Genomic DNA, 23,275 nt, shown 5'->3' on the forward strand with positions numbered 1-23,275 from the left:
CTTTTCTTTCTGGAGACTGGGTCTTGAAACGCATTGCCTTCTTTTCTGTTGCCGCCGCCCTCGCCCTCAGCGGCGTGGGTTTCTACTACGGCGCCCCGTCGCTGCTGGAGGAGCCCCTGCTCCACCTCAACCGCAGCCTCTCGGGCATGGAGGAAAAAACCACCACCGCCGCGCTACACACCATCCACTACCTGGACAGCGGTGCGCCATCCCAGCCAGCGCCCACAAACCCAGGAACGACACCCCTGGTGCTGCTGCACGGCATTTTTGCGGAGAAGGACCATTGGGTGGATTTTGCGCGTCCCCTCACCGGCCAGTACCGGGTGGTTGCCCCAGACTTCCCCGGTTTTGGCGAGAGCACGCGGCTGGACGACCAACCCTATGACTACGCCGCCCACACCCAGCGCCTGGGCGCATTGCTGGACACGCTGGGCATCGAAAAGGCCCACCTCGCAGGCAACTCCATGGGCGGCACCATCGCCGCGCTGTTTGCGCTGCAGCACCCCGAGCGCGTGGCCAGCGTGGCCTTCATCGGCGCACCCCACGGCATCCGCTCGCCCAAGCCCAGCACCATGGACCGGCTCATCGACACCGGGCAGCGCCCGCTGGTCGCCCACGACGCCGCTGCCTTCGGCGCCATGATGGACCTGGTGTTTGAAAAGCGCCCCTTCCTGCCCTACCCCATCCTGCACGCCACCGAGCAGGCAGCGCTGCGCAACGCGCCATCGAACACCCGCCTGTGGGACGCTCAGCTCAAGGACCGCTACCTGCTGGAACAACGGCTGGGCGATCTGCAGAAGCACCCCGTGCTCGCGCTGTGGGGCGACAGCGACCGCGTGTTCGATCGTTCGGGCCTGCTGTCCTTGCAGAAGCTGTTGCCCCAGGCACAACTGGAAGCCCTGCCCGGCATCGGCCATCTGCCCATGATGGAAGCTCCCGCCGACACGGCGCAGCGGTATGCGCGTTTTCTGGAGGGCTCTGCCTCATCCAACGCACCGGCACACCAGAAAATTCAAATAAAAATAGCTGCTACCGCCCGTCCATCAAGCGGTAGCAGCTATTAATTAGTGAGCAATCTGATGCAGTAGCGAGCGCCCTGGGGGTCGTGAGCGATCATCCCCGGTGTGGCTTGCGCGCCTTGCCTTTGCTGGACTTGCCCGCTACCGCTTTCTTGACCGAAGCCTTCAGCGACTGGATGGGCGAACGCGCCGCACGCTCGCGGGTCAGGCCCGCCTTCTCGGTGACCGACATCGCAGCACCTTTGTCTGCCTTGCGGCCACTCGCACGGCCACCGGCCTTGCGTGCGCCGCCGCCTGCGCCGTCAGGGCCCATGCCCTTGTCCTTGAGCGCGCGGCCCAGCAGCTCCTCGCCCTCGCGCACCAGACGGAAGTCGATCTTGCGCCCGTCCAGATCGACGCGGCTGACCTGCACCCGTACACGTGCACCGATGGCATAACGGATACCGGTGCGCTCGCCACGCAGTTCCTGGCGTGCTTCGTCGAACTTGAAGTATTCGCCGCCCAGCTCGGTGATGTGCACCAGGCCTTCGACGTACATCGCATCCAGAGTGACGAAGATGCCGAAGCTGGTCGCTGCGCTGACGACGCCGCTGTATTCCTCGCCCAGGTGCTCGCGCATGTATTTGCACTTGAGCCAGGCTTCCACATCGCGGCTGGCCTCGTCGGCACGGCGTTCGTTGGCACTGCAGTGCAGGCCCGCAGCCTCCCAGGCCTGAACCTCGCGGCTCGGTGGTTTCACCTCTTTGCGCGGCTGGGTGCCAGGCGCGGCCACGCGCGCGGCCAGGCGCTTGGCGAGCTTGGCGTGCGCCTCGCCGGGGGTGGGCAGCGACGGCAGCTTGTACTGGGTCTTGCTGAGAATGGCCTTGATGACCCGGTGCACCAGCAAGTCCGGGTAGCGCCGGATGGGGCTGGTGAAGTGCGTATAGGCGTCGAACGCCAAACCAAAGTGGCCGCTGTTGATGGGCGTGTAGATGGCCTGCTGCATGGAGCGCAGCAGCATGGTGTGGATCTGCTGCGCGTCGGGCCGCTCCTTGGTGGCCTCGGCAATCGCCTGGAACTCGGCGGGCTTGGGATCGTCGCCAATCGTCATGCCCACGGCCATGGCCTTGAGGTAATTGCGCAGGATCTCCTGCTTCTCGGGCGTGGGGCCTTCGTGCACACGGAACAGGCCGGGCTGGCCGCCCTGGGCGATGAAGTCGGCGCTGCACACGTTGGCGGCGAGCATGGCTTCTTCGATGAGCTTGTGTGCATCGTTGCGGGTGCGCGGCACGATTTTTTCGATGCGGCCGTTTTCGTCGCAGACGATCTGCGTCTCGGTGGTTTCAAAATCCACCGCGCCACGCTGCTTGCGCGCAATGAGCAACGCCCGGTACACGTCGTGCAGGTTCAACAAATCCTTCACGCGGTCCTTGCGCTTGCTGGCCTCGGGGCCGCGCGTGTTGGCCAATATCGCCGCCACCTCGGTGTAAGTAAAGCGCGCGTGGCTGAACATCACGGCCGGGTAAAACTGGTAGGCATGCACCTCGCCCTTGGCCGTGACCAGCATGTCGCAAACCATGCACAGGCGCTCCACATCGGGGTTGAGCGAGCACAGGCCATTGCTGAGCTTCTCTGGCAGCATGGGGATCACGCGGCGCGGGAAATACACGCTGGTGGCGCGGTCATAGGCGTCGATGTCGATGGGGCTGCCGGTCTCCACATAGTGGCTCACGTCGGCAATGGCCACAAGCAAGCGCCAGCCCTTGCTGCGCCCAACCTTCGCGGGCTCGCAGTACACGGCGTCGTCGAAGTCGCGCGCGTCTTCACCGTCGATGGTGACCAGAGGCACGTCGGTCAGGTCCACGCGGCGCTTCTTGTCCTGGGCGCGCACCTTGTCGGGCAGCTCTTTGGCTTGCGCCAGGCCTTCCGCCGAAAACTCGTGCGGCACGCCATACTTGCGCACAGCAATTTCGATCTCCATGCCGGGGTCATCGACCTCGCCCAGCACTTCGGTGATGCGGCCCACGGGCTGGCCGAACAGCGCGGGCGGTTCGGTCAATTCGACGACGACGACCTGCCCAGGTTTGGCCGCGCCAGTGGCGCCCTTGGGGATCAACACATCCTGGCCGTAGCGTTTGTCCTCGGGCGCTACCAGCCAAACACCGCTTTCCTGCAGCAGGCGGCCAATGATGGGCTGGGGCGGGCGTTCGATGATCTCGACCACGCGGCCTTCGGGACGGCCACGGCGGTCTTGGCGCACGATGCGCACGCGCACACGGTCCTTGTGCAGAACAGCGCGCATTTCGTTGGGGGGGATGTAAATGTCGCCTTCGCCATCGTCGCGGATGACAAAACCGTGTCCATCACGGTGCCCCTGCACGCTGCCTTCAATCTCGTCCGACAAATGCGCGGACTGCGCGCCGGGGGTGGTTTTTTTGTTATACAATCTGAGTCTTTCCTGAAATGCCCAGGTGGCGGAATTGGTAGACGCACTAGTTTCAGGTACTAGCGAGTAACATCGTGGAGGTTCGAGTCCTCTCCTGGGCACCAAGTTTAACGAGAACCAGTGCTGGTTTTCAAAATATTCAAGCCGCTGTACCCACAGCGGCTTTTTTATTTTTCAAGCACTCCCATCTGGCACCCTTCCCAGCTCTCTCAAACCAGTGTGCGAAGCTACATTCGCAGAGCGAGCCAGCCCCTCCCCGCATGCACGCGCAACGCCATCACGCACCATTTCAAAAATTTCGGCAAACTGGCCAGAGCCTTCGAAAAAGCGTTCTATAATTCAAAGCTGATCTGAAAGCCCAGGTGGCGGAATTGGTAGACGCACTAGTTTCAGGTACTAGCGAGTAACATCGTGGAGGTTCGAGTCCTCTCCTGGGCACCAAACATAGAAAAAGGCCGTTGCAATCGCAACGGCCTTTTTTGTTTTTGGCACCGCATGATTCTGCCAATGCCAGAGCCGCCAAGGCGGCCCCGCCATCCGCGCATACGCAGCGCACCCGCAAGGGCCGCTGCGTACAAGACCCGCCCGCTTACTTGCGAAGCAGCGTCTTCAGCACGTTCTGCAGACGCCGCGCACTGGCCGCATCGCTGGCACTGGCCAGCACACGGGCGACATCCTGGCCCCAGGTTTGCACGGGGGCTGGGTCGTTGCGGCGCGTCAGCAGCTGCAATTGCAGCATCCGCCGTGCAGCGATGTGTTCGGCTGGCGTCGGCGCTTCTGCGGCCATCTCCAGGCGCAACAGTGCTTCGGACGCATCACCCTGGGGGGCCGATGACAGTGCCTGGGTCCACGCACCGCGCACAGAGGCCGCCACGCGGCCACCCAGGTCCTGCGTGCTCGGCACCTGGGCCTGGTCACGCTTTTCCCAGGCGGTCATCAACTGGGTAAGCGTCTCGCCATGGGCCTGGGCCGCGAGCTTTTTCAATGCCAGTTGCGCATGCTCCATGGCTTCGCGCTGGGCCCGGAACGCAGCATCACCCAAACGAGGGCCACGGTCTTCGTAAGCGGGACGATCCCCCATGCGGCCGCCACGGTCGTTGCGATCGCCAAAGCGGCCATCGGCGCGCGGGCCACGGCCAGCGTCACGGTCACCAGGGCGGCCATCGCGGCGGTCACCTGGGCGCGCACCACGCCCAGGGGCTGCTGGTGCGTCTTTTTTCATGCCAGGGCGGTCGTCGCCGCGCACGGCCACCACAGGGCGGGCGGGCTTGGGTGGGGCTACCGGGGCAGCAGCAGGGGCTGCTGCTGCTGCTTCGCCGTCAGCAGCCACGCCTGCCGCTGACGCCTCACCATCGCCAGATGCCGCAGCGGCCTCATCGGCCTGTGCCACCGATGCGGCGGCACTTTGTTCGGTTTTCTGCGCAGAGGCTGCCGCTTCGGCGGCCTGCGCCTGGCCACGCAGCGCCGCCTCCAGAGCCTGCACGGCGGCGCGGATCTGCTGCGCATCGCCCGTGGCATTGGCGGCTTCAAGGGCCTTGGAGGCGTCCAGCACCACGCGATCGCGTGCGCTCAGTTCGGTCACGGCCTTTTCGCGGTCGGCCGACTTGCGGTTGAAGGCTTCGTCGATGGGCTTGCGGAAAGCATCCCACAGCTTTTGCTCGTGTTTGCGATCCAGTGGCACGGTTTGCGCCTCAGACTGCCAACGCTGCTGCAGCGCCTTGACGGCATCAATGCGCAACGTGGGTGCAGCACCCAGCACCACGGCCTCTTCGATCATGGCGTGGCGGCGGGCCAGGCTTTCTTTTTGCGCGGCCTCCAGCGGGGCGGCGGCCAGGGCAATGGCCTGCTTCCACAGCGGCTGCAGCTCGGCAAACAGCTTTTCGCCCACATGGCCGCCCTCGCGCCAGCGGTCGCCAAACTGGTACAACGCGCGGTTGACGCCCTTCCAGTCGGTCGATGCGGCATGCTCTTGCGCCCAGGCCTTGACTTCTTCAATCAGGGCCAGGCGCTGCGCCTTGTGTTCAGCCGCCTCGGTGCGGATCTTGTCCAGCCAGGCCTCGACGACCTTGTGCGCGGCGTTGCAGGCCTCGTCGAATTTCTTCCACAGGGCGTGGTTGGGCGCCCCGCCCTGGTCTGCCTGCTTCCATTGGTCACGCAGGTTGCGCAGGGTTTCCTGCATCTTTCGGCCACCCAAGGCCTGGCCCTCGGGGCGGTTGATCAGTGCCTCGGCCTTGGCGACCAGGTCTTCACGCACCTGGTCGGCGCTCCAGCGCTGCCAGCCTTCCAGCTCACCGGCCGCCACCAGCGCCGTGTGCACTTGCTGCTCCAGCGCGTTGTCGATGTGTTTACCGTTCACCTTGAGCACGGCCCGCAATGCGGCAGCCGCACCGGCGCTGGCCTTGCCGTGGCCTTCAGCGGTTTCTTTTTCCAGCGTCGCCAAGGCCTCGCGCACGGTCTGAGCAGCCTTTTCCACCACCTCAGGGGCTACCTTGGGCTTTACAGCGCGGGCGGGCTTCGCGGCGGCTGCAGCAGCCGATGCCTCGGTCGGCAGGCCCCGCGCGGCACGCAGCTCATCGGCCCACACGGGCACGGGGGGCAGCGGTGCAGCAGCATCTTCGGCAGCGGCAGCGGCCTGGGCCACGGCGGGCTGGAAAGCCTCCCACACCACCAGCAATTGGGTGCGCGATGCGTCCAGCAGCGGTGGAAAGCGGGCTTCCACGCTCGCCCAGCTCGCGTCGCCCGTCAGCTCCTGGGCCTGCTCTTGCCAGCGTGCGACGTCGGCGCGCAAGAGCTCCAGCGCAGCATGGGCATCGCGCCAGGGCTTGGTCGAGAGCACTTCGATGCGCTGGGCCAGCAACACGGCGGCTTCGCGCTGAACCTGCACGCGGTGCTGCAGGTCTTCGATCACTTTCACGCGATCTGCCACTTGCACCTTGAGCAGCGACAGCGGCTCGCGCGACAAGGGCGCACCAGCCTTCGCGGCATCCCGCTGCCAGGCCAGGGCATCTGCAATATTAAGCTTGGGAGCCGCCAGCAGCGCCTGGGCCTTGTCGGCCCACTCGGCGGCAATGGCTTCTTGCCCCTTTGCTCGGCGGATTTCGTCCAGGCGCTCGCGCACGGCACGGGCCGCGCCCTTGTCACGACCGCTCAGTTCCTTGAAAACCTCTTGCAATTGCTCGTGCGCGGGCTGGGTCGCCAGCCAGTCACGGATGCGGGAGGCGCGCTCGCCGGAGGTGGCGGCAGAAAAAGCGCCGCCGGTCAGCGCATCGAGCGGGTGCGGCTCTTGGGTTTTGGCCGGGGCCGGATTCACTTCAGGTGCGTCGGACATTTTGCTGCGGGAAAAAAAAGGAAACATGGATCCAATGGATAACAAAAGCGCCCCAAGCGCACTGCCTGAGGACTTGCCAAGGCAATCGCACCATCAAGTGCATACCGAGACAATAAAAGAGCTATTTTCACCGGGTTCGGCCAACAAGCTGCCGCAGGGTGCGGCGCCAAGCCCATCGGAATGATCTGGCACAAGGCCTTGGACGGGTGGATTGACTGCTGCAGCCCCTCGCAGAAGCAGCCTCCGCCGCTCCTCGCGCATCGCCGTCACTCCAGGGAACAACCCCCATTATCTATATTAGAAGCAATCCCCCAAAACCAAGAGCCTGGGCGTGCGCCAAAAAGAAGAAAGCCCGACAGACAGGGCCTTACGGCCTGCCCGCCGGGCTTGACGGCTGACACAACGGTCTTTGCCATCGGTCGCGATGCGGAGATGAAGGTCCACATGGCGCGGAGGCAAGGTATTGCCTCCAAGGGTTGCCATGAAAGCGGCATCTGCTGCACCTCGGCACTGAATGCCCTCGGAGGGAGACTTCGCTTTGTCTGGCGATGCCTGAACTAGACAGGCACCCCCACCTTACCAAAGTCGCGGGTCCCACTCAAATCGGATTCTCAATGACGGCCAGACGGCCGATTGAATTTGGCTTGAACGCCTGGCCTCAGCTTTCCGCGCCAGGCGTCCCCAGCCCCTGAAAAGCACTCGATAGCTGTGGTTTTTTACATGTTTTTAACAACTTAAATGTCTAATAATTGAAATTGTTAGTATTGACTATGCATTTAGTGAACTTCTAGAATCCGCCAGCCCCAAAACAGGCTAGTAAAAACCCCAACCCGCTGCCGAACCCGGCTAAGTCAAACCAGGGCAATAAAGCACCCCACGATGTGCAGCTCGAACTTGATGGCGTACCAATCCAGGCGACTTGCCGGGAAGGTTGCAGTCCTCGCGACTGCACCACTCTCCCGTTGCGCCTCAGAAAGGAAGAGCTATGACAGCGTCAGGAAAAATAGTCTCCGGCGTGCGAACCTTCGCGGCCGACGTGACCGAAGGTTTTCTTGAAATCACCCACAACAGCTTTGCCCTCATCGGCCTGGCCGTTGCCTTTGTCATCATTGCCCTCACCGCCCGGCCCGATCTGCGCCAGGCTGGCGAAGGGCACCTCATGGGCTGGCTGCAGGCCCGCCAGGTGGAAATGCTGGGCATGTCCATCGAGCCCGAAGCCAGTGAGCGCGCCACGGCGGCCAACCCCAAGGATCTGCCCAAGGAGCAGGCGGCGGTGGCCTTCTGGCTCAGCAAGAAGTACCGCGTGGCGCCCGAGCCACTGAGCGTGCTGGTGGCCGAGGCCTATGACATCGGAGCCCGCTCCAAGATCGATCCCACGCTGATCCTGGCCATCATGGCGATCGAGTCGAGCTTCAACCCATTTGCGGAGAGCCCCGTGGGCGCCCAAGGGCTCATGCAGGTCATGACCCGCGTGCACACCGACAAGTACCAGAGCTTCGGAGGACACTTGGCGGCCTTCGACCCCGTGACCAATCTGCGCGTGGGCGTCAAGGTCTTGCAGGAGTGCATTGCACGCGCCGGTTCGCTCGAAGGCGGCCTGCGCTACTACGTGGGTGCAGCCAACCTGCCCGATGACGGCGGTTACGCCGCCAAGGTGCTGGCCGAGCATTTCCGCCTGCGCCAGGTGGCAGGCGGGCGCACGATGCCAATGAACCCGCCCCCATCGCTGTCCACCCAGGCACCTGCACAGAGCATCCCTGCGGTAGCGCCACCTGCTGCATCGCCTGCGGCCGTGGACAAAGTGGCCTTGTTGTCAGGTCTGTAACGACGGCCGGCGCCCAGCGGCAGCCACGCGGTGGATACGCCGCCGTCGGCTACACTAACGGGGTACGCGACTGGCGATAGGCGCGGCATCCGACACACAGGGTGCTGCCGCTGACGTGGAAACCAGCAAGGGCTTGCCTCTTGTGAACCACTGGGAAGCGTGCCGCACGGGGCTCATCCCCTCTGCGTTCAGCCGTTCGCCTGGGCAGCCCTTGTTTCAAGGGACACAAGTTCATAGGACTGCCAACATCATGTACGACCGCAATATCCTCGTCGAACAAACCGACCCCGAGCTGTTTGCCGCTATCCAGGCTGAAAATGCCCGGCAAGAGCATCACATCGAGCTGATCGCCAGCGAGAACTACGCCTCCCCCGCCGTGATGTGGGCGCAGGGCACCCAACTGACCAACAAGTACGCCGAAGGCTACCCAGGCAAGCGCTACTACGGTGGCTGCGAGCATGTGGACGTGGCCGAGCAACTGGCCATCGACCGCGTCAAGCAAATCTTCGGTGCCGAGGCCGCCAACGTGCAGCCCCACTGCGGCGCATCGGCCAACGAAGCCGTGTTCCTGGCCTTCCTCAAGCCTGGCGACACCATCATGGGCATGAGCCTGGCCGAAGGCGGCCACCTTACCCACGGCATGCCGCTGAACATGTCGGGCAAGTGGTTCAACGTGGTTTCCTACGGTCTGGATGCCAATGAAGCGCTGGACTACGACGCCATGGAGAAGAAGGCGCACGAGACCAAGCCCAAGTTGATCATCGCCGGAGCCTCGGCCTACAGTCTGCACATCGACTTCGCTCGCTTTGCCAAGGTGGCCAAGGACGTGGGCGCGATCTTCATGGTGGACATGGCCCACTACGCGGGCCTGATTGCCGCTGGCGTGTACCCCAACCCCGTGCCCCACGCCGATGTGGTCACCTCCACCACGCACAAGAGCCTGCGCGGCCCGCGCGGCGGCATCATCCTGATGAAGGCCCAGCACGAAAAGGCCATCAACAGCGCCATCTTCCCCGGCCTGCAGGGCGGCCCGCTGATGCATGTGATCGCGGCCAAGGCCGTGGCCTTCAAGGAGGCGCTGCAGCCCGAGTTCAAGACCTACCAGGAACAAGTGGCCAAGAACGCCAAGGTGGTGGCCGAGACGCTGACCGCACGCGGCCTGCGCATCGTGTCGGGCGGCACACAAAGCCACGTGATGCTGGTCGACCTGCGCGCCAAGGGCATCACCGGCAAGGAAGCCGAGGCCGTGCTGGGCGCCGCTCACATGACCATCAACAAGAACGCGATTCCCAACGACCCTGAAAAGCCGATGGTGACCAGCGGCGTGCGCATTGGCACCCCCGCCATGACCACGCGCGGGTTCAAGGAAGAGGAAGCCCGCATCACGGCCAACCTGATCGCCGACGTGCTGGACAACCCCCGCGACGAGGCCAACATCGCCGCCGTGCGGGCCAAGGTCAATGCGCTGACCGCCCGCTTCCCCGTGTACCGTTAAGCCCGGTCACAAGCGCCCATGAAGTGCCCCTTCTGCAGCCACCTCGAGACGCAAGTCGTCGAGACGCGGGTGTCTGAGGATGCGGTCTTCATTCGCCGCCGCCGCCAGTGCGGCGCGTGCGACAAGCGCTTTACCACCTACGAGCGGCCGGAAGTTAACTTCCCGGCCATCGTGAAGAAGGACGGCCGCCGCATCGAGTACGACCGCGGCAAGCTGCTCGCGTCGTTCAACCTGGCGCTGCGCAAGCGCCCCGTGAGTACCGTCCAGATCGACAGCGCCATTGAGCGCATCGAGGAAAAACTGCTCAACCTGGGCCAGCGCGAAGTGATCTCCAGCCGCATCGGCGAGCTGGTGATGCGCGAGCTCAAGAAGCTCGACAAGGTGGCCTACATCCGCTTTGCCAGCGTGTACCGCAGCTTTGAAGACATCGACGACTTCCGTGCCATGGTCGATGAAGTGCGCAAGTAAGCGCGCGCCCCATCGCTCCTGCACCTCACTCGTAGTCTTTTAGGCACCTAGCGCTTATCCACATTGCACATTAAGCTATAAAAAATATAGCAAACTAATACCACAATGTGATTGAGCAAGCGGCTGGCGCCCGCCCATGGCGCGGCCGTCGGGCACAGGGCGGATGACACCGCCCCAGCGCCGCACTACAGAAACGATGCCTGGATAGGCGGCACCGGCGGCACCACATCGCCGCACTGGGCGCGGTGGCGCAGGGCGTGGTCCATCACCACCAGCGCCAGCAGCGCCTCGGCGATGGGCGCGGCGCGGATGCCCACGCAGGGGTCGTGGCGGCCCTTGGTGATGACCTCGGTGCTGTTGCCATGCACATCGATCGACTCGCGCGGGCTGATGATGGAGCTGGTGGGCTTGATCGCAATGCTCACTTCCAAGTCCTGCCCGGTGCTGATGCCGCCCAGCACGCCACCGGCGTTGTTGGTGCGAAAGCCTTGCGGCGTCATCGAGTCGCCGTGCATCGTGCCCCGGTGAGCCACGCTGGCAAAGCCGGCGCCAATCTCCACGCCCTTCACCGCGTTCAGGCCCATCATGGCGTGGGCGATATCGGCATCTAACTTGTCGTACAGCGGCTCGCCCAGCCCTACCGGCACGCCGGTGGCCTGCACGCGAATGCGGGCGCCGCACGAATCCCCGGCCTTGCGCAGGGCATCCATGTAATCCTCGTATTGCTGCACGTCGGCCACGGGGGCAAAGAACGGGTTGCCGCGCACATGGTCCCAGCTCTCGAACGGGATGGCCAGCTCACCGAGCTGCGTCATGCAAGCGCGAAACTGGGCGCCGTACTGCTGCGCCAGCCACTTCTTGGCCACGGCCCCGGCCGCCACCGTCGGCGCGGTCAGGCGGGCCGACGAGCGGCCGCCGCCGCGCGGGTCACGGATGCCGTACTTGTGCCAGTAGGTGTAGTCGGCATGGCCAGGGCGGAAGCTCTCGGCGATGTTGCTGTAGTCCTTGCTACGCTGATCGGTGTTGCCGATCAGCAGCGCGATGGGCGTGCCTGTGGTCTTGCCCTCGTACACGCCGGAGAGTATCTCCACCGCGTCGGGCTCGTTGCGTTGCGTGACGTGGCGGCTGGTGCCGGGGCGGCGCCGGTCGAGGTCGGCCTGGATGTCGGCCTCGGCCAGCGGCATGCCGGGCGGGCAACCGTCGATCACGCAGCCAATGGCCGGGCCGTGGGATTCACCGAAGTTGGTGACTGCGAATAGGGTGCCAAAGGTATTGCCGCTCATGACGCCGGATTATCCCAGAGCCGAAGATGCCATAGCGCCGCCCAAGGATCATGCTGCGACGCAGCATCAGCAATAAGACTGTCACCGTGTGAGGAATGAGTGACACAAACCGGAAATACAGGGCATGCCACGCTTGGCATCGCCTGACACGCTTGCTAGGATCAGTCAACAATTTTTGGGATGTTCATGCCCACCACCGCACCGCCAACTCCCGGCTCGTCCTCTCCCAACGCTGCGCAACCCCCCTCAGCGTTGCCGGATGCGCCCCTTCGCAGGGCGCTGGATGCCAGCGACAACGCGATTGTGATGACCAACAGCGCTCGGCGCGTGGTGTACATCAACCAGGGGTTCACGCGCCTCTTTGGTTTTGAGCCGGACGAGATTGCCGGAAAGCTCCTCAGCCAAATACTGCTGGGGCCACACTCCGACCCTTCCCTGCTTGCCAGCATCCGCGACAACGTCGCCACACACGGCCGGTTCCACATCGAAACACTGCTGTACAGCAAGACCGGGCAACCGCGCTGGGTGTCGATGATGATCAATGCATCCACCGATGCATCGGGAGGCCCCGGCGGCAGCATTACCGTCTTGACGGACATCACGCTGACCAAGATGCACGAGGTGTTGCAGACACGGGTGCTGGAGGGCATGGTCAGCGATCCCCCCTTGCGCGATCTGATGGCGCTGGTGTGCCGCGAGATCGAACGCATTGCGCCCGAAGTGACCGTGTCCATTCTCGCCGTGGATGCACAAGGCAAGCTGCGCCCTTTGGCAGCACCTGGGCTGCCCCTCGATATCTGCAACGCCATTGACGGACAACCCATTGGTCCGCGTGCGGGCTCTTGCGGCACGGCAGCCTATCTGAACGAATCTGTGGCCGTCACCGACATCACCACGGACCCTTTGTGGACCGACTTTCATACGCTGTTCACGCCCATCGGCCTGCGGGCCTGCTGGTCCAGCCCCATCCGCAACCACCAGGGCAAGCCAGTGGGTACGTTTGCTTTGTATTTTCGCGAAGCGCGAGAACCCGACATACTGCACCGGCGTCTGGTGGATGTGTGCTTGCAGCTATGCGCCCTTGCGATCGAGCGGGACAACGCGCAGCAGCGCATCCATCAATTGGCTTTTTTTGATGCGCTGACGGGGTTGCCCAACCGCGCCCTGTTCCGCAGCAGTGCGGAGCGCGCGCTGGTTAGCCTGCGGCACGACGCGCACTCCGGCGCCCTGCTGTTCGTGAACCTGGACCGTTTCAAGCAGGTGAACGACACCCAGGGCCATGCGGCGGGCGATGCGCTGCTGTGTGAGGTGGCAACGCGGCTGACGCAATGCCTGCGTGCACGCGACCTGATCGGCAGGCTGTCAGGCGACGAGTTCGTGCTGCTGCTGTCCGAGTGCTCCACCGAGCAGGCCGTGCAAATGGCCCACCGCATGCTGGAGACGATTGTCCAGCCCCTTAACATCGACGGGCAGATCAACCAGCCCCATGCCAGCATCGGCATTGCCATGTTTCCGGACGATGGAGACACCATCGACACCCTGCTGCGCCACGCCGACCAGGCCATGCACCAGGCCAAGAGCGACCACCGGCACAGCCTGCAGTTGTTCAGCCCCGAGATGAACCGCCGCGCGCAAGACCGCGCATCGCTGGAGCGCGCCTTGCAGCAGGCCCTGGCAGAGCGCGGCCTCACCCTGCACTACCAGCCCCAGGTGCTCAGCAGCTCGCCCGGCACCATGCATGGCGTGGAAGCCCTGGCACGCTGGAACCACCCCAGTTGGGGCATGGTGCCGCCTTCGCAATTCATCCCCGTGGCCGAAGAGACGGGGTTGATCCACGGCCTGACCCTGTGGCTGCTGGACGAAGCCTGCAGGCAACTCGCCGCATGGCGTGCCGCTGGCCACAGTGTGCCCTGCGTCGCCGTCAATCTATCGGGCCGCAGCTTTCACAGGCCCGAGTTCGCCCAGGAGATCGGTGACGCCCTGACGCGCCACGGTCTGCGCACCAGCGATTTGCTGCTGGAGATCACCGAAAGCGTGATGATGGACGTTCGGCCCATAACCTTGACCAACATCAACACACTGCACACACGGGGTTTCAAGCTGTCGCTGGATGACTTTGGCACCGGCTATTCGAGCCTGAGCTATCTGCACCGTCTGCCCATCAGCGAGCTCAAGCTGGACATGGCCTTTGTGCGGGACCTCACCACCAGCCCCACGGCACGCGCCCTCACGGTGTCGGTGCTCAGCATTGCCCACAGCCTGGGCATGGTGGTGGTGGCCGAAGGCGTGGAAACCACGGGCCAACAGCAGTGGCTACAGGCCCATGGATGCCCGGTCATGCAGGGCTATTTGTTTGGTAAACCACTGCCGCCAGATGAGATCGAGGCCTGGCTGTGCGCCCAGAAGGCGTGAACGAATTCAGCGTGCCCGAGCGGGACACGTTCTGAGAAACGGGAATCAGCCGCGAGGATCGTCCTCGGGCCAGTCACGGATGTAGGCCTTGAGCATCTTGTTCTCGAAGTTCTGGCTGTCCACCACGGCCTTCGCCACGTCGTAGAAGCTGATCACGCCCATCAGCATCCGGCGGTCCATCACGGGCATGTAGCGCGCGTGGCGGTCCAGCATCATACGGCGCACCTCGTCCATGTCGGTTTCAAGCGTGCAGGTCAAAGGCGCATCGTCCATGGCCGTACGCACCTGCATCGTGCCCACGCTGCCGCCGTTCTTCACCACAGCCTGGATCACCTCGCGGAAAGTGAGCATGCCCACCAGATCGCCGTGCTCCATCACCACCAGGGAGCCAATGTCGCGCTCCGCCATCAGGCCCACGGCCCTGGCCAGCGGCTCGTCCGGCGAGGCGGTGTAGAGCGTGTTGCCTTTGACGCGAAGGATGTCGCTGACTTTCATGGTGCTGGGTCTCCGGGAGGGCGGTAAGCGGGAGGAAAAAGAAAGAGAGGGATGAAAATGGCCGAAGCGCGCAGCAGGCACTTGGCGCCACGGGCAGATTGCCAGCAAATATAGCCCACAATGCCCGCCTGCATTGACAACTTGGGAGACACACAGATGCCCGGTTACTCCGACCCCGGCTTTGACACGCTGGCCCTGCACGCAGGCGCAAGCCCCGACCCCGCCACCGGCGCGCGCGCCGTGCCCATCCACCTGACCACTTCGTTCGTCTTTGAATCGAGCGACCATGCGGCCGCTTTGTTCAACCTGGAGCGCGGCGGGCACGTGTACAGCCGCATCAGCAACCCCACCAACGCGGTGCTGGAGCAGCGCGTTGCAGCGCTGGAAGGCGGCGTGGGCGCCATTGCCACGGCCAGCGGCCAGGCCGCATTGCACCTGGCCATCGCCACGCTGATGGGCGCGGGCAGCCACATTGTGGCCAGCACGGCGCTGTATGGCGGCTCACAGAACCTGCTGCACTACACGCTCTCGCGTTTTGGCATCGAAACCACTTTCGTCAAACCCGGCGACATCGATGGCTGGCGCGCTGCCGTGCGCCCCAACACCAAGCTGTTTTTTGGCGAAACCGTGGGCAACCCCGGCCTGGATGTGCTGGACATCCCCACCGTGTCTTCAATAGCCCACGAGGCTGGTGTGCCACTGCTGGTGGACTCCACCCTCACCTCGCCCTGGCTCATCAAGCCGTTCGAGCATGGCGCCGATTTGGTCTATCACTCGGCTACCAAGTTTCTCTCGGGCCACGGCACCGTGGTGGGGGGCATCGTGGTGGACGGCGGCAGCTTTGACTGGGACGGGCCGAAATCCGCTGGCAAATTTGCCGAGCTGACCGCACCCTACGACGGCTTTCACAACATGGTGTTCACCGAAGAGAGCACCGTGGGCGCCTTTTTGCTGCGCGCGCGCCGCGAGGGCCTGCGCGACTTCGGCGCCTGCATGAGCCCACACACAGCCTGGCTCATCCTGCAAGGCGTCGAGACCCTGCCGCTGCGCATGCAGCAGCACATGCGCAACACCGAGAAGGTGGTCGAATTTCTGGCGGCGCAATCCTTTGTATCCCGAGTGGGCCACCCCATGCTGGCGTCGCACGGGAGCCACGCCCTCGCGCAAAAGCTGCTGCCACGCGGCGCGGGCTCGGTGTTCAGCTTCGACCTCAAGGGCAACCGCGAGCAGGGCAAGAAGTTCATCGAGACCCTCAAGGTCTTCAGCCACCTGGCCAACGTGGGCGACTGCCGCAGCCTGGTGATCCACCCGGCCAGCACCACACACTTTCGCATGACCGACGAGGCGCTCGCCAACGCGGGCATCACGCAGGGCACGATCCGTCTGTCCATCGGCCTGGAAGATGCCGACGACCTGATCGACGACCTCAAGCGCGCGCTCAAAGCCGCCGAGAAAGCGGGGGCCTGACCATGTTCATCCAAGTCAACGACGCTGCCATCTATGCCTACACCGGCGGCAAGGCGTTCGATGTGGCCAAGCCCACCGTCGTCTTCATCCACGGCGTGCTCAACGACCACAGCGTGTGGGCTCTGCAAAGCCGCTACATGGCCAACCACGGCTGGAACGTGTTGGCCATCGACCTGCCCGGCCACTGCAAGAGCGGCGGCGAAGCGCCCGCATCGGTGGAGCAGGCAGCCGACTTCATCGGTGCCCTGCTCGACGCAGCGGGCGTGCAGCGCGCGGCGCTGGTGGGCCACAGCTGGGGCTCACTCATCGCCATGGAGGCCGCCGCGCGGCTCAAGGACCGTATCAGCCACCTAGTGCTGGTGGGCACGGCGTTTCCCATGAAGGTGTCGCCCGCGCTCATCGAGGCCTCGCTGAACGATCCCGAAAAGGCCATGCGCATGGTCAACGTGTTTTCGCGCAGCACGCTGGCCGCGCCGCCATCGGCCCTGGGGCCAGGTACCTGGGTATTTGGCGCGGGCATGGCGCTCGGGCGCAGGGTGCTGCGCAGCAACCCGACCGTCAATGTATTCCACCGGGGTTTTGTGGCCTGCGACAGCTATGCAGGCGGCGAAGCGGCCATGGCACAACTCACCTGCTCGGTGCTGTTTGCGCTGGGCGCACAGGACCAGATGACCGCACCCAAGGCCGCACAGGGCCTGATCAGTGCGGCACGGGCCGCAGGCCGCACGGTGCAGGTCGCCAGCCTGCCCGTCGGGCACAACCAGATGACCGAGGCACCCGAGGAAACGCTCGCCGCCATCCACGGCTTTCTGGCACGCTGAGAGGCGAAACCCGGCGCACTGGCAGGTGCGCCGGGTTTCGCAGCCCGAAGACCCATTGGCGACAGCGCACCGGCGTTCCCCCGCTGGTGCCCCAGGAAGCTGCGGCGTATAACAACAGCACCGCAGGCCGCCGCCAGGAGACATCAACGCCATGACAAGCCAGACTGCCACCCCGCAACCCACCCCAGGCGCCGACCCGCGCGCCTTCAAGAGCTTTGCAGAGTTCTACCCCTTCTACCTGAGCGAACACAGCAATCGCACCTGCAGACGCCTGCATTTCGCAGGCTCCACGCTCAGCCTGGTCTGCCTGGCCATGCTGGTGGCCACGGGCAAGCCGCAGTACCTGCTGTACGGTCTGCTGTGCGGCTACGGCTTTGCCTGGGTCGGGCACTTCGGCTTCGAGAAGAACAAACCCGCCAGCTTCAAGCGGCCGCTCTACAGCTTCATGGGCGACTGGGTGATGTACAAGGACATCTGGACGGGCAAGGTGCCGTTCTGATTCAAGTAAAAATGACTGCTAGCGCTTTAAGAATAAGCGCGAGAAGCTATAAATTTTATAGCAAACCCAACACCATCAATTGCTCAAAGCCCAGGCCCACCGTCGTCCAATACGTCGGCCAGATGCAAGGCCTGCAGGCTTGAACGGTCCCACAGAGGCTCCAGGCTCGGCGCTCGCTCCAGCAGCAGCTTTTGAACCAGCGGTGCCAGCCACGTGCTGGCGGGGTCAGCCAGCAGCACGCAGCGGGGCTCGGGCACATCGGCGGCGTCCGGATGGGTGGCTGCCTCTGCCACCTCCCCCACCCAATCAAGCTCCGTGAGCGCCTCCAGCACGGGTTCGAGCTGCAGCACATCCACCCGCAGCAGTTGCGCCAACTGGCTGCGACGCAGCCCTTTCATGGGCAGGCTGCGCGCGCGGTGCAGGCGCTGCACCACCTCGATGGCAAGCTGAAAGGTCCAGCCCGGCACGTTGCCGCGCCGTGCCACACCCGCCAGCAGGCTGGGCAGGTAGGCCGTGACCACCGCCCCCAGCAGCACGATGACCCAGGCCACGTAAATCCACACCAGCAAGATCGGCAGCGTGGCGAACGCGCCGTACACCACCGAGTAGGTTGGCACCTTGCCCAGGTACAGCGCCAGCACTTTCTTGGCCAGCTCGATACACACCGCCACAAACAACCCACCCGTCCAGGCGTGGCGCCACTTGACCGGCGTGTTGGGCACGTAGTGGTAGAGCGCCGCCATGCCGCCTGCCAGCACCACGAACTGGATGGAGTCGAACAGCAACTGCACGCCATCGGGCAGGCGCTTGACTAGCCCTCCCGAGGCTGACAACACATACGACGTGATCGCCAGGCTGGCCCCCATGAGCAGCGGGCCCAGCGTGATGGCCGCCCAGTAGATCAGCACCCGCTGCCCCAACGGGCGCAGGCGCTGCACGCGCCAGATATCGTTGAGCGTGCGGTCGATGGTGAGAATCAGTGCCAGCGCCGTGGCCAGCAAGATGGAAAAGCCCGCCACCCCCAGGCCGCTGGCTTTGGAGGCAAACTGGTTCAGATAGCCCAGCACTTGGCGCGCAATGCTGTCGGGCACCAGGCTGCTCACCAGCCAGCCCTGCAGCGCATCCTGCAGCTTGCCGAAGATGGGGAAAGCCGTGAACACCGCCAACGCCACGGTGAAGAACGGCACCAACGCCAAGATGGTGGTAAAGGTCAGGCTGCTGGCCGTGAGCCCCAAGTGGTCCGCACGGAAACGCTCGCGCAGCGTCTGGGCCGTGGTAGCCCACGGAAAGTGCGACAGCTCGGTCACCAGCGCCTCAATACGGGACGCTACTGTCTGGAGCGTACTATGCACTTTTACGTACCCACGAAAGTCGGGGAAAGGCCCGGCAACTAGGCGCAGGACGCGCTGCGGTATGGATACCGCAAGCGTTCTGCAACAACGTGGCCGGGCCTTTCCCCGGCGTTCCCGAAGGGTTGGGCCAAAAGACCAGCGCTCGCGGCGTTGCAGCCCTTGCCAAGGCCCCGGCCTTGGCGGCGGCCTGCGCCTTGCGATCACAGGCCTTTTGGCCCAACGTGGATACGTAAAAGTGCATAGCACGCTCTAGGGAAAAAGGCATGGCCGATATGATGCCACCCCAATGACCTCTGCCCCCGCCTCCCCCGACGCCCGCCCCCAAACTTTCGACCACGGTGTTGCAGCCACACGCTGGCTGGCCACCGGCAGCCTGCTGGCGCTGATTGTTCTGTGCCTTGCGTGGGAGCTGGTGCTGGCCCCCGTGCGGCCCGGCGGCTCCTGGCTGGCCGTCAAGGCCCTGCCTTTGTGCATCCCGCTGGCGGGCATCCTCAAGAACCGCATGTACACCTATCGCTGGGTCAGCCTGGTGATCTGGCTGTATTTCATCGAAGGCGTGGTGCGGGGCTGGGGCGACAAGCCTCCCTCCCAGTGGCTGGCCTGGGGCGAAGTGGCCCTGTGCCTGGTGCTGTTTACGGCCTGCACGCTGCATGTGCGGCTGCGCCAGCGCAATGCCAAAGCGGCTGCTGCAGCGGCCAACCCAGTCCATTGAATTGAAGAAAGCCCTCGCCGTGACCACTCTACTTGACACCTTGCGAACCCTCGTCGGCCCCAGCCACGTGATCACCGAGGGCGACCTCACCGCCTGGGAGCAAGACTGGCGCCGCCGCGTGCGCGGCAAGGCCCTGGCCGTGGTGCGCCCAGCAAACACGCAGGAGGTGGCTGCCGTGGTCAAAGCCTGCGCGGCTGCGGGCACCGCCATCGTGCCGCAGGGCGGCAACACCGGCCTGGCCGTGGGCTCTACGCCCGACGGCTCGGGCACGCAGGTGGTGCTCAGCCTCACGCGCATGAACGCGGTGCGCAGCGTGGACACCGACAACCTCACCATGACGGTGGAGGCGGGCTGCATCCTGCAGAACCTGCAGGAAGTGGCGCAGAACGCGGGCGTGCTGTTCCCGCTGTCGCTCGCGGCCGAAGGCAGTTGCACCATCGGCGGCAATCTGGGCACAAACGCCGGCGGCACGCAGGTGGTGCGCTATGGCAATGCGCGCGAGCTGTGTCTGGGCCTGGAGGTCGTCACCCCCCAAGGCGAGGTGTGGGACGGCCTCAAGGGCCTGCGCAAGGACAACACCGGCTACGACCTGCGCGACCTGTTCATCGGCAGCGAAGGCACGCTGGGCATCATCACCGCCGCGACGATGAAGCTCTACCCCCAGCCCGCCGCCCGCCTCACCGCCTGGGCAGCCGTGCCGTCGATGGAACATGCCGTGGCTCTGCTGGGCCTGGCGCACAAGCAACTGGGCGCGGGTCTCACGGGTTTTGAGGTGATGGGCCAGTTTGCGCTGAGCCTGGTGGGCAAACACATGCCGCAACTGCGCGTGCCGTTTTTGGGCGATGAGAGCGCGCCCTGGTGTGTGCTGCTCGAAAACTCCGACAGCGAATCCGAGGAGCATGCCCGCGCGCGTTTCGAGGCACTGCTGGAGACCGCATTCGAGATGGGCTGCGTGACCGACGCCGTCGTGGCCGAAAACCTCACGCAGGCACACCAGCTCTGGCACATCCGCGAAAGCATTCCGCTCGCGCAGGCCGAAGAAGGGCTGAACATCAAGCACGACATCTCGGTGCCGACCTCGCGCATCCCCGCCTTCGTCGTGCACACCGATGCCGTGCTGCAGCGCGAAATCCCCGGCGTGCGCCTTGTGAACTTCGGCCACCTGGGCGACGGCAACCTGCACTACAACGTGCAAGCACCGGCCGAAGGCGACGCCAAGGCCTTCCTGCGCGAGCACGAGGCGCACGTCAACCACCTGGTCTATGAAGCCGTGGCCGCGTTCGGCGGCTCATTCTCGGCCGAGCACGGCATTGGCGAGCTCAAAGCCGACAAGCTCGAAAAATACCAGTCGCCCGTGGCGCTCTCCATGATGCGTGCCATCAAGCAGGCACTGGACCCGCAGGGCATCATGAACCCTGGGCGGGTGCTTCAAGAAGTTCAGATGCAGGAGCAAGCAAGATGACTGCCCCTGCACCCATCACCATCCGCTCCGCCACACCGCAGGATCTGGCCGCCTGGCGTCCGCTTTGGGATGGCTATAACGCTTTCTATGGTCGCTTTGGCGCCACAGCGCTGCCCAAGCACATCACCGAAACCACCTGGCAGCGGTTTCACGACCCTGCGGAGCCCGTTTTCTGCCTGGTGGCGCAGGACACTGCCACCGGCGAGCTGCAGGGCCTCGCGCACTGCGTCTTTCACCGCAGCATGACGCGCATCGAGCCCGTGTGTTACCTCAGCGACCTGTTCACGCGCGAGTCTGCGCGGGGCCGAGGCGTGGGGCGCGCACTCATCAACGGCGTGTACGGCGCGGCCCGCGCCGCTGGGTCTTCACGCGTGTACTGGCAGACGCACGAGACCAATGCTGCCGGACGCCTGCTGTACGACAAACTGGCAAAAAACCATGGCTTTATCGTGTATTCGCAGGAGTTGTAAGCGCTATGGTGGCACTGCGACCAAGCTCCAGCCGCCCTCTTCTTCCCATTCGATATCCGCATCGACATGAAGCGCGTCAGGCGGCACAGCACCGTCAAGAACGCAGACAGAAAGCAGCACCGCGTGATCAGCCGCTGTTTTTCCTCTCCATGATCTGGCCTGCGCCAAAGCGTGGCCCTCGCCATGGTCGGCTTGGCGGCATTCAATGCCGCGTATGGAGGCGAAGTTCACCCCAGTGCCAAGGCACTTAAAGTAAGCCTCCTTCAAGCTCCACCACTGCAAAAAGAGCCGATACCGAGACCGCTCACAGTCAATAGTCCGCAATTGCCGCATTTCCCAGTCTGAGCAGGCCATAGCAGCCAGTGCCAACACATCGCGCTTCACCACGCGAACGTCCCTTACCTCCAAATCAATCCCCACCGGCTGAGGCCCCGTAGCGCAGGCCAGATAAGCACCGCTATGGGACAAGGAAAGGTGGGTGGATGCGGCGGCTTCCGCCCCATGATGGCTCACGCTCAGCGTTGGGGGGCAGCCCTCTTGTCCGTCCAGTCTCCAGTGCTCCGCATGGATACCGTGTACTGTGGCCAGTAGCTGGCGCAGGGCATACCTGCAAGCTACAAACTCCTGGTGTCTGGACGATTTGCGCATGCCGCTCAATCGGGACTGCTCACTCTGCGTGAGCCACCCCGGCGCCAGCAGTTGCGCATGTTCCCACATGCGCGGCTGCGCAGCCAGCAAGAAACGGAGAGGGACTGCAGGCGTAGCAGTGGCAGCTGCAGCCCTTGGCTCAGCTACCAATGGGGTGTTCACGGCGCCGTGCGCGCGTAGGTACCCTTCAGCGTCACGCCGGTCAGGAAACCGCCTGCATAACATTCAAAGTTGACCGGGTCCTTGAAGGTCTTTTCTTTGTAAAAGCTGTGCAGATCCACCACGGCATTGGCGCCCAGCTTCTTGGCGTTTTCCTGCAAGGTGATCAGGCCCGACAACGCCGCCCAGTGGCATGCGAACACGGGCGTCTTGCCACCCGAGGTGGTGCGGCGGTTGACGTGCTCCTCACCCAAATGAGGCGTTACCAACTCCGGCGTCGGTGCACCCGAGAGATAGAACTTGACGCTGCCATCGAGCTTGCCCTGCTCGAGCCCCATACGCACGGCCTCTTCCAGCGGTTCCAATTGCACCTTGTCGCGCGCATGTGCCACATGTGCCAGGTTTGCAGCCGCCAGCACGGTCAGTGCCAGGGCCCATGGTTTCATTCTCTTCATAAATGGTCGTCCGATGGCTCTCACAGACGAGAGCGGTTGTGGATTCCGTTTCATTTCGCCTTTTCTTGGCTTCAGACCGGCCCGATGCGCTTGATGAGATTCTGAATCCAACGGTTGTAGTTAGGGTGAATCTTGCGAACCCCGTCTTGCTCCGCATAGTTCAGGTTGAAGCTGCTCAGATAGTCGATCTTGTAGCCCGACGGGTCGTAGCGCACGACCACTGCCGCCTGGTGCTTGCCCTGCTTGTCGTAGCTGAGTTCCACCAGGCCTGGCTCCTCGCGGGTGACCGCCCAGCCCTGCGACTGGCCGCCAGCCACGATGCGATCACGCACCTGCCGCGCGTCGAGCGGGGTAGCGGATACGGACAGCACCTTGGGTGCGTCATACAAATCTGCCGTGCGGGCGATAGCTGCGCCGCTGTGCAAAGCGAGCGCCAGCACCAACGCTCCGCTCCAACCCATTGTTTTCTGAATTTTCATT

Annotated in this window: 19 protein-coding genes, 2 tRNA genes and 1 riboswitch; of the genes, 13 read left to right on the forward strand and 8 right to left on the reverse strand. The window is 64.1% G+C overall.

The genetic code is table 11. From position 1 onward, the window contains the following. The first annotated feature begins 23 nt into the window (after positions 1-23). Positions 24-1,064, forward strand: a complete 1,041-nt coding sequence (locus Q0105_RS10240; protein WP_298211390.1) for an alpha/beta hydrolase — start codon at positions 24-26, stop codon at positions 1,062-1,064. A 49-nt stretch (positions 1,065-1,113) separates the two neighbouring features. Here Q0105_RS10240 and rnr read toward each other — a convergent pair whose 3' ends face one another. Continuing rightward, positions 1,114-3,444, reverse strand: coding sequence for a ribonuclease R (gene rnr, locus Q0105_RS10245; RefSeq protein ID WP_298211392.1), 2,331 nt, complete (start codon positions 3,442-3,444; stop codon positions 1,114-1,116). 19 nt (positions 3,445-3,463) lie between these two features. Between rnr and Q0105_RS10250 the strand changes: the two genes are divergently transcribed. Further along, positions 3,464-3,548: transfer RNA gene (locus tag Q0105_RS10250), tRNA-Leu, on the forward strand. A gap of 252 nt (positions 3,549-3,800) precedes the next feature. Beyond that, positions 3,801-3,885: transfer RNA gene (locus tag Q0105_RS10255), tRNA-Leu, on the forward strand. Positions 3,886-4,033: 148 nt separating this feature from the next. Here Q0105_RS10255 and Q0105_RS10260 read toward each other — a convergent pair. Then, positions 4,034-6,799, reverse strand: a complete 2,766-nt coding sequence (locus tag Q0105_RS10260; protein ID WP_298211394.1) for a DUF349 domain-containing protein — start codon at positions 6,797-6,799, stop codon at positions 4,034-4,036. A 958-nt stretch (positions 6,800-7,757) separates the two neighbouring features. Here Q0105_RS10260 and Q0105_RS10265 point away from each other — a divergent pair. From Q0105_RS10265 to nrdR, 3 genes are all read left to right on the forward strand, one after another. Next, positions 7,758-8,597 carry a lytic transglycosylase domain-containing protein gene (locus Q0105_RS10265; protein WP_298211396.1) on the forward strand — a complete coding sequence of 280 codons (840 nt, stop codon included), beginning with the start codon at positions 7,758-7,760 and terminating at the stop codon, positions 8,595-8,597. Between the two features lie 56 nt (positions 8,598-8,653). Continuing rightward, positions 8,654-8,810: riboswitch (ZMP/ZTP riboswitch) on the forward strand. Positions 8,811-8,847: 37 nt separating this feature from the next. Beyond that, positions 8,848-10,092 carry a serine hydroxymethyltransferase gene (gene glyA, locus Q0105_RS10270; RefSeq protein ID WP_298211398.1) on the forward strand — a complete coding sequence of 415 codons (1,245 nt, stop codon included), beginning with the start codon at positions 8,848-8,850 and terminating at the stop codon, positions 10,090-10,092. An 18-nt stretch (positions 10,093-10,110) separates the two neighbouring features. Further along, positions 10,111-10,560, forward strand: coding sequence for a transcriptional regulator NrdR (gene nrdR / locus Q0105_RS10275; protein ID WP_298211400.1), 450 nt, complete (start codon positions 10,111-10,113; stop codon positions 10,558-10,560). Between the two features lie 185 nt (positions 10,561-10,745). On the opposite strand, the gene aroC is transcribed toward nrdR, so the two are convergent. Continuing rightward, the gene (aroC, locus tag Q0105_RS10280; RefSeq protein WP_298211402.1) at positions 10,746-11,843 is read right to left on the reverse strand and encodes a chorismate synthase; all 1,098 of its coding nucleotides are present in this window, start codon (positions 11,841-11,843) and stop codon (positions 10,746-10,748) included. A 186-nt stretch (positions 11,844-12,029) separates the two neighbouring features. Here aroC and Q0105_RS10285 point away from each other — a divergent pair, with 186 nt between their 5' ends. Beyond that, entirely contained in the window at positions 12,030-14,255 is a 2,226-nt protein-coding gene (locus tag Q0105_RS10285; RefSeq protein WP_298211404.1) for an EAL domain-containing protein, read from the forward strand. Positions 14,256-14,300: 45 nt separating this feature from the next. Here Q0105_RS10285 and Q0105_RS10290 read toward each other — a convergent pair whose 3' ends face one another. Further along, the gene (locus Q0105_RS10290; protein ID WP_298211406.1) at positions 14,301-14,750 is read right to left on the reverse strand and encodes a CBS domain-containing protein; all 450 of its coding nucleotides are present in this window, start codon (positions 14,748-14,750) and stop codon (positions 14,301-14,303) included. A gap of 156 nt (positions 14,751-14,906) precedes the next feature. On the opposite strand from Q0105_RS10290, the gene Q0105_RS10295 reads away from it, so the two are divergent. From Q0105_RS10295 to Q0105_RS10305, 3 genes are all read left to right on the forward strand, one after another. Further along, a complete protein-coding gene (locus tag Q0105_RS10295; RefSeq protein WP_298211408.1) occupies positions 14,907-16,217 on the forward strand; it encodes an O-acetylhomoserine aminocarboxypropyltransferase in 1,311 nt (436 codons plus the stop codon). Positions 16,218-16,219: 2 nt separating this feature from the next. Continuing rightward, on the forward strand, positions 16,220-17,038 hold the full coding sequence (locus tag Q0105_RS10300) for an alpha/beta hydrolase (RefSeq protein WP_298211410.1): 819 nt from the start codon (positions 16,220-16,222) through the stop codon (positions 17,036-17,038). Between the two features lie 151 nt (positions 17,039-17,189). After that, positions 17,190-17,537 carry an Mpo1-like protein gene (locus tag Q0105_RS10305; protein WP_298211412.1) on the forward strand — a complete coding sequence of 116 codons (348 nt, stop codon included), beginning with the start codon at positions 17,190-17,192 and terminating at the stop codon, positions 17,535-17,537. A gap of 83 nt (positions 17,538-17,620) precedes the next feature. On the opposite strand, the gene Q0105_RS10310 is transcribed toward Q0105_RS10305, so the two are convergent. Next, on the reverse strand, positions 17,621-18,889 hold the full coding sequence (locus tag Q0105_RS10310) for a YihY family inner membrane protein (RefSeq protein WP_298211414.1): 1,269 nt from the start codon (positions 18,887-18,889) through the stop codon (positions 17,621-17,623). Positions 18,890-19,175: 286 nt separating this feature from the next. Between Q0105_RS10310 and Q0105_RS10315 the strand changes: the two genes are divergently transcribed. Genes Q0105_RS10315 through Q0105_RS10325 form a run of 3 tightly spaced genes read left to right on the forward strand, consistent with a single transcriptional unit; the run spans position 19,176 to position 21,533 of the window. Further along, positions 19,176-19,601 carry a DUF2069 domain-containing protein gene (locus tag Q0105_RS10315; RefSeq protein WP_298211417.1) on the forward strand — a complete coding sequence of 142 codons (426 nt, stop codon included), beginning with the start codon at positions 19,176-19,178 and terminating at the stop codon, positions 19,599-19,601. A 19-nt stretch (positions 19,602-19,620) separates the two neighbouring features. After that, positions 19,621-21,063, forward strand: a complete 1,443-nt coding sequence (locus Q0105_RS10320; protein ID WP_298211419.1) for an FAD-binding oxidoreductase — start codon at positions 19,621-19,623, stop codon at positions 21,061-21,063. After that, positions 21,060-21,533, forward strand: a complete 474-nt coding sequence (locus Q0105_RS10325) for a GNAT family N-acetyltransferase (RefSeq protein WP_298211421.1) — start codon at positions 21,060-21,062, stop codon at positions 21,531-21,533. The genes Q0105_RS10320 and Q0105_RS10325 overlap by 4 nt, the downstream gene beginning before the upstream one ends. Positions 21,534-21,536: 3 nt before the next feature. On the opposite strand, the gene Q0105_RS10330 is transcribed toward Q0105_RS10325, so the two are convergent. The 3 genes from Q0105_RS10330 to Q0105_RS10340 form a co-directional block, all read right to left on the reverse strand. After that, positions 21,537-22,001 (reverse strand): 4'-phosphopantetheinyl transferase superfamily protein, encoded by a 465-nt coding sequence (locus Q0105_RS10330; protein ID WP_298211423.1) that lies wholly within the window; start codon positions 21,999-22,001, stop codon positions 21,537-21,539. A 338-nt stretch (positions 22,002-22,339) separates the two neighbouring features. Then, positions 22,340-22,786 carry an excinuclease ATPase subunit gene (locus Q0105_RS10335; RefSeq protein ID WP_298211425.1) on the reverse strand — a complete coding sequence of 149 codons (447 nt, stop codon included), beginning with the start codon at positions 22,784-22,786 and terminating at the stop codon, positions 22,340-22,342. An 80-nt stretch (positions 22,787-22,866) separates the two neighbouring features. Further along, on the reverse strand, positions 22,867-23,274 hold the full coding sequence (locus Q0105_RS10340) for a hypothetical protein (RefSeq protein ID WP_298211427.1): 408 nt from the start codon (positions 23,272-23,274) through the stop codon (positions 22,867-22,869). Position 23,275 lies beyond the last annotated feature (1 nt).

This window comes from Acidovorax sp., from assembly GCF_027492855.1.
Taxonomy (GTDB): Bacteria; Pseudomonadota; Gammaproteobacteria; order Burkholderiales; family Burkholderiaceae_C; genus Acidovorax.